We start from the raw sequence: 13,555 nt of genomic DNA on the forward strand, positions 1-13,555 counted from the left end.
GTGCACCGATCCGAGGAGCCGCCGAGCCCGGGCCTCACGGCGGACCTGCCCCGTCCGACTGCCGAGCTCCACCTCCTCCTGTAGCACCTCGGCCCGCGCGTACATGGCCCAACACAGCTGCGGCCCCAGCGGAACCTCCCGGACGGGAGTCCGCCGAGGCGCTCACGAGGTGGTCAGCCGGGCGTTGCCCCAGACGCCGTAGTAGACGGCTCCTCCAGTGGGGCCGGGCCCGGTGACCGTCAGCGTCATCCGGAAGGCGCCGACGATGTTGAGGGTGATGTTGCGGGACTGGCCGACGGTGAGCTCGGTTCGGTGGACAGGCGTTCCGTCGAGCGACACCTCAAAGGACAGCGTGCCGCCAGTCGGGGAGTCATCGCGCTGCCCCACGGTCGCGAGGAAGCTCTTCCAGTGTCGGCCGAGATGGTATTCGAACTTGCTCACCGCGTCGCGAGGCGCGGCCGCTACGGCCCATCGGCCAGGCCCTGGGTGACTCTGCGGCGGCATGGCGGTGGCCTGCCCCCGCTGTGTATGGGGGCAGGCCACCGTCGTACCGCGGGTGTGTGAACTTGTTCGTGGCGTGGCGTGGTGCTGCTACCAGCGGTACCAGCGTCCGCTGCCGCCCTTGGGCCGGGCGACGAAGCCGATGAGCCACAGCACCAGGACGGCGATGGCGACCCACCAGAGGATCTTCACCGCGAATCCGTTGGCGAGCCCGGGAAGGGCTTGGCGCTCGTCCTCGTCGACGGCCAGGTCCCAGCCGGAGCTTCGTGGCGACCCAGGTCGTCTGCCGGGGCGCGGGCGGGGGGCCCTTCCGGGGCGCTCGGGGTGCCGGGAAGGACGCGGTGGGGGCGTGCGCCCGCTTCGTCCACCGAGCGCGTGGAGAAACGGTTCCGCAGCAAACGGGCCGTCATCAACCCGGGTGGGCCGCGGGACGGCGTGCAGTGTCCGTGAGTCTTGACGGGTCGCGGGAGGGTCACGGGTAAGGGGGGCGGGGGCTCGAAAGGGTGCATGCGGTGCCTTCGAGCCCCCGCTGGTCGCGCACGCCGCGGGGGACGGTGTGTGCATGGTGCGACATCCGGATAAACGATTCTGCGACCAAGGGGTCACGGCCTCGCTGCGAACCTCTTCACCCCGGATCAGGTCCGCGGCTAGTGCCGCGTCAGGGAACCTTTGCCTCGCGTTCGTGACCGCGCGGAGCGCTCATCGGCGGCGTGCTGACGGGACGCTACCGCAGCGCGGACGGTCTCCCGATGCCGCTGGTGGTCGACAGTCGACGGTTGCGGATGAACTGGGGGCAGGGCGGGAGTCGGCGGCCTATTCCCGTGAGCGGCTCGCGATGGGCGGCGTGCGGCCAGGTTTCATTGCCCGAAGCGCCGGTGCCGGGGGTTGTATTGAGCGAGTGCTGCGTGAACTCCTGCTCGTGGATTTCGGGCCAGCTCTTGTCGATGGACACGAATTCGGCGTGTGTGGCTTGCCAGGGTATGAAGCCGGAAGGCGCTGTTCGAAGGCATTGCGGCGGGAGGACTGGCTGACCCGCACGCCAGGGGCGTGGCGACGGTCAGGGCGGCGCCGCTGCCCCCACCACCGCACGCATCCTGGAAGCGCAGGGGCAGCGGCTCTTTGATGCGGCCGCGTCGCACGGGCGGACCTCTCACTACGTCGTTCCCTGGTGGCGGCTCAACGCCTTCCGCTCCCTCTGCCTCCCCCCGACTCGGCGACGAACACGCCGTGACCGGCGAGCGCGGGACCAGGCTCGCCGAACGTCCCGTGGCCGCCGGTCACCAATGACCGGGTGCGCGACCTGTACAGCCGTCCTGGCCGGGACCACTCTCGTGGTCGGCACCCCACACCTACGGAAGAGAAGGAACCGGTGTAGCCAACCCGTACTGGTGCCAGGAGTGGGGCTTTAAGACGCCCGACTCGAGCGGCCCGCAGGGCGCGGCCGCCATATCGAGCACTGCACCCGCAAGCACCCCGGCTACTCCGCCAGGGGGCGAGGCCGAAACCCGACGCCGCCTGGCCGCCGTCGTCGGAGGCCTGCAGGCCCTGGCGAAGAACCTCGGCGAAGAATCTCCAGGGGAATCCACGCCGAACCCACACAGACCACAACCAAATTGCATGAAAAGGATTCGAGCCATGAGTGACTTCTCCACGCAACGGAGTCGGCCGGGATCGGCCACCGCCGCGGGTGCCCTGGGCATCACCTTCGGCGTCCTCGCCGCCGGCAGCGCGGTGTTCCTGCTGTTGCTCATCACCACGGACGGGAACGGCTTCGGACTGTTCGGCCTGCCCGTTCTCGCCTTCGGCGTGGGGCTCCTGCGCAATGGATACAAGGTCCTTGCCGGGGTGGCCTACTCAGGTGACCGCCTGGGCCAGTTGGCCACGATTCCCGCCGTACTCGCCTTCCTCGGCATCGGCGGCATGGTGGCGGGGGCCGACTGGAGCCGCGATGAATCCGTCCCCTCACTGGCCGGATTCATCATCGCGCTCCTCCTGGCCGTACTCCTCATCGTCCTGTGTGACCGCCCGGCGACCAAGGCCTACCTCCAGGAGGACTGACCCCTCCGCAGTGCCGCACGGCCGCGACGCAGCCCGCAGCCCGCAGCCCGCAGCCCGCAGCCCGTCGCCGCGCCAGCGCACCGACCGCCATCCGCGCCCCGCGCCGCCACGCCCCGCCCGCCCCCGCCTTGCGCGGTTTCCCCACCACCTGATCCGCAGGCGCGGGTTCGGGCACGGGCGTCCTCCAAGGGGGCGGGAGGGCGGCGTGGGGTGCGCCGTCACGGTGTACCCCGGGCCATGTCCAGCCCTGGCGCCGTGCTCCTACTCGGTGGTGATCCGCGCCAGGACGTCCTGGAGTCGGCGGACGGCTTCTTCCGCTTGCGTGTATTCCTCGGGGGTGGGCAGGACGGTTCCGAAGGTGCCGCCGTGGCCGGCGGGCAGGGCGCGCCAGCGCAGGACCGGTTCGAGTGCGTTGATGGCGCCGGAGAGGAACCAGGCCAGGCGGCCGTGCGTGCGGGCGAGGGCGATCGCCAGGACGGCGAGTGTTTCCCGCAGGTGTTCGAGCCGCTCGATCTGCTTCAGCGTTTCCTGGGTGTCCGGCGGGCCGACCGCGTCGCGCAGACCGGCCTCGGCTTCACGGGCGAGCGTACGGTCTCCCGGGGCCACCTCCCACACGCCGTCCTGGATTTGCTGCTCGGCTTCCTCGGCCAGCACCGCAACGATTCTCCGCATGTCCATGCGGCTCACTCTAGGAAACGGGTCTCCCCGCCCGACCTGGGGGTGCTCGGGTTGATGAACCGTGATCTTTGTGTCCGGCCCCCGGCATGTTCCGGCCGGCGGCCTTTGCCCTCTGCGCTGTTGGAGAGGGGGCGCTCGCGCGGCTGCGTCCCCGGCGCGGCGCGTCTGTGCGCGGGCTTCAACGGCAAGATCCGAAAGAGAGGGCCCGGCCATCTCGCTCACCGGCGAACGCCCGGGCCGCGCCGGCCCCGCCGAGGTCAGGTACGTGTACGGGCGGCCCCCGGGAGGGGGTCGATCGGGGTGAGGACGCCGAGCCGGTCCTCGACCGCCTGGGCGGCGGCCAGGCACAGGTCCTCGCGGAACGCCCGCCCGACGATCTGGACTCCGGAGGGCAGGCCGCCGTCGACCCCGGTCGGCACGGCCACGGCGGGCACGCCGACGAAGCTGGTCACCGAACACAGGCGCATGGCGTTGGCGACCCGGTCCCGGCCCGCCCGGTCGCGGGACTCCAGGCCCGGTTCGACCGGCGGTTCGGTGAACACCGGGCCGAGCAGCAGCGGGTACGCGTCGAGGAACTCGGCCCACGAGCGGCGGATGTTCAGCCAGGTGCCCATCAGCCGCACCAGCTCGTCGGCGTTCGCGGGCGGGGTCCGTTCCATGGCCATCGCGATGTAGCGGTCGCCGCCCCGGCCGAGCAGCCCCCGCACCACCGGCCACGCCGGTGCGAACTCGGTGACCGTGAGCCGCCCGTAGGCGTCGAGTGCCTCATCCAGGCGCGGGACGTCCGCCACCTCCCGTACGTCGTACCCGGCGTCCCGCAGGGCGGCGGCCGCGCTCTCGACGGCCGCGCGGACCGTGGGATGGACGCCGTGTCCGCCGGGGTCCGCCACGACCGCGACCTTCACCGGCCCGGCGAACGGTTCTCCGTAGAGGGGCACGGGCACGGCCGCCGGGTCGCGCGGATCGGGACCGGCCAGTACCTCGTACGCGCGCCGCAGGTCAGCGACGCTGCGGGCCAGCGGGCCGTCGGTCACCAGCATCTGGGACGCCGGGCCCGGGTCGTCAGGGCCGAGGACGCGGCGGTCCGCCGGGAAGCGCCCGGTGGTCGGCTTCAGCGCGGCCACCCCGCAGAACTGGGCGGGGATGCGCACCGATCCGCCGGAGTCGTTGCCGAGCCCGAGCGCCGCCATACCGGTGGCCACGGCGGCCCCGTCGCCCCCGCTGGTGCCGCCGGGGGTCCGGGCGGGGTCCCAGGGGTTGACGGTGTCGCCGTACAGCTCGCTGCGCGTGTGCATCCCGGCGAGGATGAGGGTGGGGAGGTTGCTGTGGCCGATGGGGATGGCCCCGGCGGCGCGCAGCCGCGCCACCGGGAGCGCGTCGGTCGGCGCGACGTAATCCTGGAAGCGTGGGACCCCGAAGGTGGTCGCCACGCCTTCGACGGGGGTGCTCTCCTTCACTGTGAACGGCACGCCCGCGAGCGGCCCGAGCACCTCCCCGGCGGCCCGGCGGCGGTCCGTCAGCGCGGCGGCCCCGCGTGCGCGCTCCGCCATGAGCTGCGTGACGGCGTTCACCCGTGGGTTGACCGCGGCGATGCGCTCCAGGTGGCTGTCGATCAGTTCGGCGGCCGAGATCTCCCCGCCGCGCACCGCCTCGGCCTGTGCTCCGGCCGGCATCCTCCACAGGGCGTCCCGCATGGCACGCCTCCTTCCCCTCGGGCATCACGTTCCGATGCGACTGCATCGGAACTCTAACCCGGGAATCGATGCGTCTGCATCGGATAAAATCCGCACCTAGACCGGAACCCGACGCGGAACCGGACCCAGGGAGGCGAACGGGTATGCCCCGACAGGTGGATCACGCGGACCGGCGCCGGCTGATCGCCGAGGCCGTCTGCGAACTCGCCGACGAGCACGGGCTGGAGGGCGTGAGCCTGCGCGACGTCGCCGCCCGCGCGCAGGTGTCGATGGGCGCGGTGCAGCGCTGCTTCCGCACCAAGGAAGAGATGCTCGTGTTCGCGCTCGCGCACATCGGCGAGCGGATCGGCCGCCGGGTCCAGGCCCGCCTCGTCAGGAGCCCCGCGCAGTCGGCCGCCACCGCCCTGGCGCACGCGGCCACGGAAGTCGCCCTACTGCGGGACGAACACCGCGCCGAGGCCCGGGTCTGGCTCGCCTTCCTCGCCCAGGCCGCGGTCAGCGAGGCCCTGGCCGGTCCGCTGAAGGCGAGCTACGCCGCGCTCGAGGAGGCCTTCGCCCGGCTCGTCGAAGAGGCCGGCACAGGCGCCGCCCGCGCCGTCCCCCTGGACCCGCGGCGGGAGGCCCGTACCCTCCTCGCCCTCGCGGACGGCCTCACGGCGCACGTCCTGATCGGCCACCTCACCGCCGGTGCGGCGCAGGACGTCCTCGGCGCCCACCTGACCGCCCTCTTCGAGGGCTGACGACCTTGGGAGCGATTGAGCTGGAGGTGCGGACGGAGCCTGGAGCCGTGCGTGAGATCCTTCGCCCATGAGCACACCGCCTGATGGATTGCCCGTTTACCGGGTCTTGACCGGGCCGGACGATGCCGCGTTCTGCCATCGTGTGAGCGAGGCGCTGGGTCTTGGCTACGAGCTGCATGAAGGCCCTGCCGTCACTTTCAACGGGGAGCACGTCATCGTCGCGCAGGCACTGGTCTGGCCGACGCGGTCGTAGGGACCGTGAGAGCTGCGGTGATCGCGGTCTGCCCGTGACGCGGGGAAGGCCGTCCCCGACCGCCACGGCATCCGGCTGCACACCTTTGAGGACGTGTTCACCTACGCCGAAGCGGAGGGCGTCTGCTTGCGGACCGACGGAACCGAGGTCCAGGTCCGCCGTCCGCTGTCCGCTGTCCGCCGTCTGCCGTGCACAAGCAGGCCGCCCGGGCCGTAAGGCGTTCATCTCCGGCAAGAAGAAGCAGAACCTCCAGGTCAAGGCCAAGGTTGACGAGGGCTACCGCGGACTGGCCAGCGAGTTCCCCGGCCAGGTCGAGGCCGCTTCGTTCAGGAGAGGGTCCGACGCCCACGGACCGGATTCGGTCCAGGTACCGCGTGGTGACCTCCCCTCCCGTCCTTACACGGCAACACCGCGGGCAACCGCGGACAGGGCGAACACGGGGCCAGCTGCGCGTCGCCCAGAGCGAGGCGCGGTGCTGCGCCGTCGCCGGCGAGGGCCAGGACGGCCGCGGGGGCGGCCGCTTCCGGCCGGGCCTGGGCATGGCCCCCCAGGGGTGTTGTCCGGTGCGGTGGTCCGCGGCGGGGCGACCGGGTCAGACGTCCGGAGCCCTCAGCGGTGCGGACGTGATGTGTTCCATGGGGGCACAGCGGACCTGGTAGCGGCCGTTGGGGACGTGCTCGGCGGCGGCGAGCCGCACGGTGAGAAGCCCGGCCCATTCGTAGCCCCGACGCTCACCGTGGTGCGCCAACCGGTCGGTCAGCTCCTGCCCCACGGCGGCGAGGTGCGGGCCGATCTCGGCGTACACGGGGGGAGGCAGCTCCACGATGTACACGTTCGGCACCACGGTGCGGTGAGAACTGCACACGACGGCCTGCTCGTCGCACGCCCGGAGCAACGCCTGGACCACCTCCGCCTCCCCCGCCTCACTGCCGAAGAACTTCTCCGCCAGTGCATGCTCGGCCTGCTCGATCGCCCGCTCCCAGCCTTTCAATGCGTCCATGAGGCGCATCTGCCCGGGTTCCGTGACGTCACGCGCACGGGACGGCACGGCAGGCCACGGCGTGAGGGTGAACTGCGGGATGCGCGTGCGGTGGGATCTGCTGCAGGTGGGGACCAGGGTGCCCCCACGGCCAGCACGGTGTTACTACGGAACCGCTTGCGCTGCTGTGGTGCCATCGACCCGGAGAGCAGGCGGTGCCAGGGAGATCGAATTACCGTCCGACCGGGCGGGCCGTCTCGCGTCCCGGGTTGGTCTGATTGGACGGATCTGCCGGTGGGTCGTGCCGGAACGTCCCGGGCGGCGGCAGATCCGAGGCTATGCATGAAATCGCATGACCGTTTCGTCCCCTGACCATCCATGAGCATCAACCTCAGGAGCCGCACGATGCGCACCATCAGATCGGCCTGTCTCGGCACGGCCACTGCGCTCACCCTCCTTGCCTGCGCCCCTCTCGCGGCCGCCGCGACGGGCACCGATTCCGGCCACGACAAGGGCAAGCACCAGGTCATCACTCTCATCGGCCAGCTCGCGGAGCAGACGCGCTTCCCCGTCAACCCCGGCGGTCCGGCCGCACAGGGCGACCGGACCGTCGTCCGCTCGATCCTCTCCGACCAGGCTGGCAACCAGGTCGGCGAGACCGGTGGCTTCTGCACCACCACCCGGGCGGCACTGCCGGGGGACAGCGGCGGAGCGGAGGAGTGCGTCGTGACCTACACCCTCCCGGGCGGCCAGCTCACCGCGCAGGGGATGATCTTCGGCATCCTCACCCAGGGCCTCCCGACGGTCCCTCCCCCCTCGTTCGACAACGCGATCACCGGCGGCACCGGGAAATACGCCCTGGCTCGTGGCTCGGTCCACGCCGACACGATCGGTGCGGGCAAGAGGCGCTTCACGATCGACCTCTACCTCTGACCGAACCTGCTCCCCGTCCGGTGAGAAGGCCGGCCCGCCCATGGAACGGCCCACCAGCTCGATCGGTCCCACTGGCGACGCCGCCACGAGGCTCGGTCCCGGGCCATCCGCTGTCGGCGACAAGCCGCCCAGACATGAAGATCACGATCCACTGGTGGAGCACTAGGGTCGGGCGCAGCCCGCGCCGATACGGCGTGCGTGGGGGGAGGCCCGGTGCCCCCGTCCCGCTCCGGCCGAGCGTGAGGGATTGCCGGCCGGCCAGGGAGGGCGAGCCGTTCGCCCACGCACGGGGTCGACGTGCCGTCCGTTCCGGGGCAGGTCAACCCAGGCGAAGCGATTCCGGTGGAGGAAGTCAGCCGTTCAAGCCCTTCCCGGCAAGGACGATGCCGAAGCAGCGCAGTACCTGATCCGCAGGATGCCGAGTGACGCGTTCGACAAGATGCCGGACTCCGACCCAGCCGGGCCTGGACGGCCGGGCTTGGCGCGTCGGATGAGGGGCCGGGCCGTCCTGGCTCCGGCTGCCCAGGGCGCGGGCCGCGGCATCGTCGGCGGAGCGCTCCAGCGCGAAGTCGAGCGGCTCCGGCGGGCTCCGTAGCGCGGGGTGGCACAGAACGGCCAGGTCGACCACGGCCGTGAAGACGTGGTGCCGCTCCCGGAGATGTGCGCGCTCGTGGGCGAGCAGGCTTCGCGTTCCGGGCCGGAAAGCGCGCGGAGCAGGCCGGTCGTGACGGCGACGCGGCCCGGCCTTCCGGGGAGCGTGTAGGCGCGGGAGCGTCCGCGCGCAGGTGCTGGCCGCGGCGAGGCCGGCCGCGGTCCCCGTCAGTGGCCAGACCGCCTGCCGCGGTGGCAGGCTGGTGCCGGCCGCCGGGCGCCCGGTGCGGCCAGGAAAGGGAACGAGTAGGGAACGAGCAGGGGACGAGCAGGGGAAGCCCGACGGTGTGGATCACCTGGTGCCTCCTTACCCGTCGAGCAGTACACGAAGCACGTGCTCGTCCTCGTCGCTCAGCTGGGAGACGAAGCGGCTCAGTACGGCCCCGCGGTCCTCGTCCTTCGCCAGTTCGGCGTGCATCCGCCGGGCGGTGAGCCCGGAGGCGTCCTCGGTCGGGACGTACGCGAACCCCCGGCCGGACCGCTTCCGGGCCACTGTCCCCTTCTCGTACAGGCGGGTCAGCGTCGTCGTCACCGTCGTACGGGCGAGGGAGCCGCCGATCATCTCCTGCACCTGGCCCGGAGTCAGCGGGCCGTCCGCCGCCCAGAGGGCTGCCAGCACGCCGGCCGCCAGCTCGCCGGAAGGGCGGCGCTCCGCGTTCTTGTCGCCCATGGGGTGCAGTCCTCCACTCATTGATCGTCTACAGTTATGTAGACCGTCTACGGAACTGTAGTCGTCGGTCGGCAGGGTGTCGCCTCAGGCCCTGGCCCTCTCACCTCCGGGGAGCTGTTCGACATGACCTTGACCGTTCTCGCCGCAGCGTCGCAGACGCTGAGCCCGCAGGCCGTCAACCTGCTGGACGCCGGTTCCCTCCTGTCAGCCTTCGGCGCGCTCGGCGTCGCGATCGTTCTCTTCGCCGAGACCGGTCTCCTCGTCGGCTTCTTCCTGCCCGGTGATTCCCTCCTCTTCACCGCCGGTCTGCTCTGCGTACCCGGCAACCACGGACCGGTCCACCTCTCGCTCCCGCAGGTGCTGTGCGCGGCCGTGGCCGGAGCCCTGCTCGGCGCGCAGGCCGGCTATCTCATCGGACGGCGCGGCGGCCGCGCCCTGCTGGCCCGCAGTCGTAGCCGCAAGCTCCACGAGGGCGCCGAGCGGGCCGAGGAGCTCCTCGACCGGTACGGCCACGCCAAGGCCATCGTCCTGGCCCGTTTCGTACCGATCGTGCGTACCGTCCTGAACCCGATGGCCGGGGCCCTCAACGTCCCCGCCCGCACCTTCACCCTCTGGCAGGTCGCCGGTGGCCTCGTGTGGACGGTGGGGCTGGTACTGGCCGGCTACGCGCTCGGCTCCTCCGTCCCCAACGTCGACCGGTACCTCCTGCCGATCGTCGCCCTTGTCGTTCTCGTCTCCCTCACCCCGCTCGCCGTGGAAGTGATCCGCCGGCGGGGCACCCGCACTTCGAACGGAGGCTCGCATTGAGCCTGCTCGCCCTGGACGGCCCCGCCGTCGACGGAAACCTGTACACCTGGATCACGGACCTGGCCCGGCGAGCGCCCTCCTGGGCCGACAGCCTCCTCTCCGCCTGGTCCACCTACGGCCTCGCCCTCTTCGGCGCGCTGATGGTTTTCGCCTGGTGGCGGGCCCGGTCGAGCGCCGATCCGGCGAGGACCGCCAGGGCGCTGGCGGCGCCCCTCGTCGTGGTCGTCGCGTTCCTCGTCGATACCGGCATCAAATCGGTTTTCCGTGAGCAGCGGCCCTGTCAGACCCTGCACACGATGACGCTGGAGGCGTGCCCGCCGCTGGGGGACTGGTCGTTCCCGAGTAATCACGCCGCCATCGCCGCCGCGGCGGCTGCGGCCCTGTGGCTCATCGACCGCCGGCTCGCGGCGATCGCCGTCCCGGCCGCGGTTCTGATGGCCTTCTCCCGGGTATGGGTCGGTGCCCACTACCCCCATGACGTCGCCCTTGGCCTGGTCGTCGGGGCGGTCCTCGGCTGGCTGCTGACTCGCGCCGCCGGCCGTGCGACACCCCTCGTGCAGCGGCTGGGTGCCACACCGCTGCGGGTCCTCGTCGCCCCCCGGTGAGGACCGGCCCCGGCGGGGCTGGGACCGGCCCCGACGGGGCCGGGGGAGGCGTCCGAGCGGCCGTCCGATGAAGGACGGCCTGTGGCGGGGCGGCGAGGGGAAGCTGCTCGTGTTCTCCGGGGTGGCAGACGCACGGGCCCCCATCGTCTACAGTTCCGTAGACGGAAGGGCAGCCTTGCCTTACCGAGGTAGCTGCGGCTCCGCCGCCTTGCCATGCCTGGGAGCACCCATGTCCTCTGCCGCCCGCTCGGCGCTTCTCGCCGCCGCTGGTCTCGCGATCGTCACCGCCGCCACGGGGTGCGCCCAGAAGATCGATGCCGACTCCTCGGGCACCCTCCGGGTGGCCGCGTCGGACAGCGCCTGCGACGTCTCCAAGACGGAGTTCCCGGCGGGCAAGGTCTCCATCGAGGTGGAGAACAAGGGCTCGAAGGTCACCGAGCTGTACGTGCTCTTCCCGGACGACCGGATCGTTGCCGAGCGCGAGAACATCGGCCCGGGTACCAAGGCCACCATCACCGCCGAGATCAAGGCGGGCGAGTACGAGTTCGCCTGCAAGCCCGGGATGAAGGGCGGCGGCATCCGCACCAAGGTCAAGGTCACCGGTCAGGGCGGCGGCGAGATGCGCAGCCCCGAGCTGGACGCCGCCGGCGCGGCCTACCGCGGCTACGTGCTGGCGCAGGCCGAGGAATCCCTCCCCGCGGTCAAGACGTTCACCGACGCCGTCCGCGCCGGTGACGTGGAAGCCGCGAAGCAGGCGTTCGCCTCGTCGCGGCGCGGCTGGGAGCGTACCGAGCCGGTCGCGGAATCCTTCGGCGACATCGACCCGAAGACCGACGTCCGTGAGGCCGGCCTGGAGCCCGGCCAGAAGTGGACCGGCTGGCACCGGCTGGAGAAGTCCCTCTGGGCCGACCACAAGATCGGCGACGAGGAGAAGGAACTCGCCTCCCAGCTGGACACGGACATCGCCGAGTGGCACAAGCGCGTGGGCACGGCGGAGATCACCCCCACCTCCATGGCGAACGGCGCCAAGGAGCTGCTGGACGAGATCGCGCGCAACAAGGTCACCGGCGAGGAAGACCGCTACAGCCACACCGACCTGGCCGACTTCAAGGCCAACGTCGAGGGCGCCGAGAAGGTCTTCGAGTTGCTGAAGCCGGTCACCGTCAAGAAGGACCCGGAGCTCGCGAAGACCCTGGACGCCCAGTTCGCTGCGATCAACACGCTGCTGGACACATACCGCGCGGACAAGAACGGCTACGACTTCACCTCGTACGACAAGGTCGGCGAGGCGGAGCGCAAGGAGCTGTCGGACGGCGTCAACGCGCTGGCCGAGCCGCTCTCCAAGCTCGCCGCGGCGACCGCCAAGTAGCCCGGGCACGGCAAGCAGAGCAACGGCAGGCAGGGGAGTGGTGATGGCTGAAGCGGACTCGGAGCCCGGTCAGAAGGACAGCGGCGTGTCGTCGGACGTGACCGGGGGCGGAACCTCGCGACGTGCGCTGCTCGGTTGGGGCGGGGCCGGGCTCGCGCTCGGCCCCGCGGCGGCCGGCGGTACGGTCGCGGTCCTGCGCGGACGGTCCGAGCCGGCGGCCCCCGGTTCGCCGGGTACGGCTGTGCCCTTCCACCGCGAGCACCAGGCGGGTATCGCCGACGCCGTCCAGGACCGGCTGCACTTCGCCGCGTTCGACGTGACGACGAAGGACCGCGCCGAGCTGATCAAGCTGCTCAAGGACTGGACCGGGGCGGCCCGGCTGATGACCGCCGGGCAGCCGGTCGGCGAGGGCGCCTTCGGCGGTCTCGCGCAGGCCCCGCCGGACGACACGGGCGAGGCCGTCGGCCTGAAGCCGTCCCGGCTGACCCTGACCATCCTTCACCGACGGCACGGACGGGCTGGGCCGCCTCGACGCGGGCCTGTTCTTCCTGGCGTACATGCGCGACATCCGCAAGGGGTTCGTGCCGGTGCAGCGGAGCCTGTCGAAGGACGACGCGCTCAACGAATACATCCAGCACGTGGGTTCGGCCGTCTTCGCCGTCCCGCCGGGCGTCCGCGACAAGGACGACTGGTGGGGCCGGACGCTGTTCACATGATCACCGGAAGGAACTCCACGCCGTGTTCGGCAACTACCTGATCGGTCTGCGCGAGGGCTTGGAAGCCAGCCTCGTCGTCTGCATCCTCATCGCCTACCTGGTCAAGACCGACCACAAGGACAGACTGGCACCCGTGTGGCTCGGGGTCGGTCTGGCCGTCGCGCTGTCGCTGGCGTTCGGGGCAGCCCTCCAGTTCGGCTCTTCCACCTTGACCTTCCAGGCCCAGGAACTGCTGGGCGGCAGCCTGTCGATCATCTCGGTGGGCCTGGTCACGTGGATGGTCTTCTGGATGAAGCGCACCGCCCGACACCTGAAGTCCGAACTGCACGGCAGGCTCGACGCCGCCCTCGCCGTGGGCACCGGTGCGCTGGTCCTCACCGCGTTCATGGCGGTGGGCCGTGAGGGCCTGGAGACCTCGCTGTTCATCTGGACGGCCGTGCAGGCCACCGGTGACGGAATCCGCCCCCTGGTCGGCGCGCTGCTGGGACTCCTGACCTCCGCGGTACTGGGCTGGCTGTTCTACCGCGGCGCCCTGAAGATCAACCTGGCCAAGTTCTTCACCTGGACCGGCGCCATGCTGGTCGTGGTGGCGGCAGGCGTCCTCGCGTACGGCTTCCACGACCTCCAGGAAGGCGGTTTCCTGCCCGGTCTGCACACCCTCGCCTTCGACATCAGTCCGACCGTTCCCTCCGACAGCTGGTACGGGACCCTCCTCAAGGGCGTCTTCAACTTCCAGCCGAACCCGACCGTGCTCCAGAGCACCGTCTGGGCCCTCTACGTCGTTCCCGTGATGGCCCTCTTCCTCGCGTCCCCGCGCGGCAACAAGGCCGTCCCGGCCGTGGGCGCGGCCGCGGAACCGACGAAGGCGGGCTGAGCCCCGCCGTCCCGACACGAGCGAGGT

Annotated in this window: 14 protein-coding genes and 1 pseudogene; 9 read left to right on the forward strand and 6 right to left on the reverse strand. The window is 71.4% G+C overall.

Annotation, left to right across the window (positions count from 1 at the left end):
• Window positions 1-162: 162 nt before the first annotated feature.
• Window positions 163-441: an NPCBM/NEW2 domain-containing protein gene (locus ABT084_RS18435; RefSeq protein WP_351044674.1), complete on the reverse strand. Its 279-nt coding sequence runs from the start codon at window positions 439-441 to the stop codon at window positions 163-165.
• A gap of 784 nt (window positions 442-1,225) precedes the next feature.
• Window positions 1,226-1,453, reverse strand: a complete 228-nt coding sequence (locus tag ABT084_RS18440; RefSeq protein ID WP_351044677.1) for a hypothetical protein — start codon at window positions 1,451-1,453, stop codon at window positions 1,226-1,228.
• A 683-nt stretch (window positions 1,454-2,136) separates the two neighbouring features.
• Between ABT084_RS18440 and ABT084_RS18445 the strand changes: the two genes are divergently transcribed.
• Window positions 2,137-2,559 carry a hypothetical protein gene (locus ABT084_RS18445; RefSeq protein ID WP_351044680.1) on the forward strand — a complete coding sequence of 141 codons (423 nt, stop codon included), beginning with the start codon at window positions 2,137-2,139 and terminating at the stop codon, window positions 2,557-2,559.
• A 261-nt stretch (window positions 2,560-2,820) separates the two neighbouring features.
• On the opposite strand, the gene ABT084_RS18450 is transcribed toward ABT084_RS18445, so the two are convergent.
• Both ABT084_RS18450 and ABT084_RS18455 read right to left on the reverse strand, forming a co-directional pair.
• The gene (locus ABT084_RS18450) at window positions 2,821-3,237 is read right to left on the reverse strand and encodes a hypothetical protein (RefSeq protein WP_351044683.1); all 417 of its coding nucleotides are present in this window, start codon (window positions 3,235-3,237) and stop codon (window positions 2,821-2,823) included.
• A gap of 257 nt (window positions 3,238-3,494) precedes the next feature.
• Complete coding sequence (locus tag ABT084_RS18455) at window positions 3,495-4,931, reverse strand: amidase (protein ID WP_351044686.1); 1,437 nt, start codon at window positions 4,929-4,931, stop codon at window positions 3,495-3,497.
• Between the two features lie 143 nt (window positions 4,932-5,074).
• Here ABT084_RS18455 and ABT084_RS18460 point away from each other — a divergent pair, with 143 nt between their 5' ends.
• Together ABT084_RS18460 and ABT084_RS18465 are read left to right on the forward strand one after the other, a co-directional pair.
• Entirely contained in the window at window positions 5,075-5,671 is a 597-nt protein-coding gene (locus ABT084_RS18460) for a TetR/AcrR family transcriptional regulator (protein WP_351044689.1), read from the forward strand.
• A 67-nt stretch (window positions 5,672-5,738) separates the two neighbouring features.
• Complete coding sequence (locus ABT084_RS18465) at window positions 5,739-5,924, forward strand: DUF1737 domain-containing protein (protein WP_351044692.1); 186 nt, start codon at window positions 5,739-5,741, stop codon at window positions 5,922-5,924.
• Window positions 5,925-6,516: 592 nt separating this feature from the next.
• On the opposite strand, the gene ABT084_RS18470 is transcribed toward ABT084_RS18465, so the two are convergent.
• The gene (locus tag ABT084_RS18470; RefSeq protein ID WP_351044695.1) at window positions 6,517-6,924 is read right to left on the reverse strand and encodes a DUF3662 domain-containing protein; all 408 of its coding nucleotides are present in this window, start codon (window positions 6,922-6,924) and stop codon (window positions 6,517-6,519) included.
• Between the two features lie 384 nt (window positions 6,925-7,308).
• Here ABT084_RS18470 and ABT084_RS18475 point away from each other — a divergent pair, with 384 nt between their 5' ends.
• A complete protein-coding gene (locus ABT084_RS18475) occupies window positions 7,309-7,836 on the forward strand; it encodes a hypothetical protein (protein WP_351044698.1) in 528 nt (175 codons plus the stop codon).
• A 958-nt stretch (window positions 7,837-8,794) separates the two neighbouring features.
• On the opposite strand, the gene ABT084_RS18480 is transcribed toward ABT084_RS18475, so the two are convergent.
• Entirely contained in the window at window positions 8,795-9,157 is a 363-nt protein-coding gene (locus ABT084_RS18480) for a BlaI/MecI/CopY family transcriptional regulator (RefSeq protein ID WP_351044701.1), read from the reverse strand.
• Window positions 9,158-9,280: 123 nt separating this feature from the next.
• On the opposite strand from ABT084_RS18480, the gene ABT084_RS18485 reads away from it, so the two are divergent.
• From ABT084_RS18485 to efeU, 5 genes and pseudogenes are all read left to right on the forward strand, one after another.
• Window positions 9,281-9,964: a DedA family protein gene (locus ABT084_RS18485; protein ID WP_351044703.1), complete on the forward strand. Its 684-nt coding sequence runs from the start codon at window positions 9,281-9,283 to the stop codon at window positions 9,962-9,964.
• On the forward strand, window positions 9,961-10,569 hold the full coding sequence (locus ABT084_RS18490; protein WP_351044706.1) for a phosphatase PAP2 family protein: 609 nt from the start codon (window positions 9,961-9,963) through the stop codon (window positions 10,567-10,569). The genes ABT084_RS18485 and ABT084_RS18490 overlap by 4 nt, the downstream gene beginning before the upstream one ends.
• Window positions 10,570-10,798: 229 nt before the next feature.
• A complete protein-coding gene (gene efeO / locus ABT084_RS18495; RefSeq protein WP_351044709.1) occupies window positions 10,799-11,938 on the forward strand; it encodes an iron uptake system protein EfeO in 1,140 nt (379 codons plus the stop codon).
• Window positions 11,939-11,981: 43 nt separating this feature from the next.
• Window positions 11,982-12,654, forward strand: a pseudogene (locus ABT084_RS18500) (Dyp-type peroxidase domain-containing protein).
• 22 nt (window positions 12,655-12,676) lie between these two features.
• Window positions 12,677-13,528, forward strand: coding sequence for an iron uptake transporter permease EfeU (gene efeU, locus ABT084_RS18505; RefSeq protein WP_351044712.1), 852 nt, complete (start codon window positions 12,677-12,679; stop codon window positions 13,526-13,528).
• Window positions 13,529-13,555 lie beyond the last annotated feature (27 nt).

This window comes from Streptomyces sp. NPDC002138, from assembly GCF_040296485.1.
GTDB lineage: Bacteria > Actinomycetota > Actinomycetes > Streptomycetales > Streptomycetaceae > Streptomyces.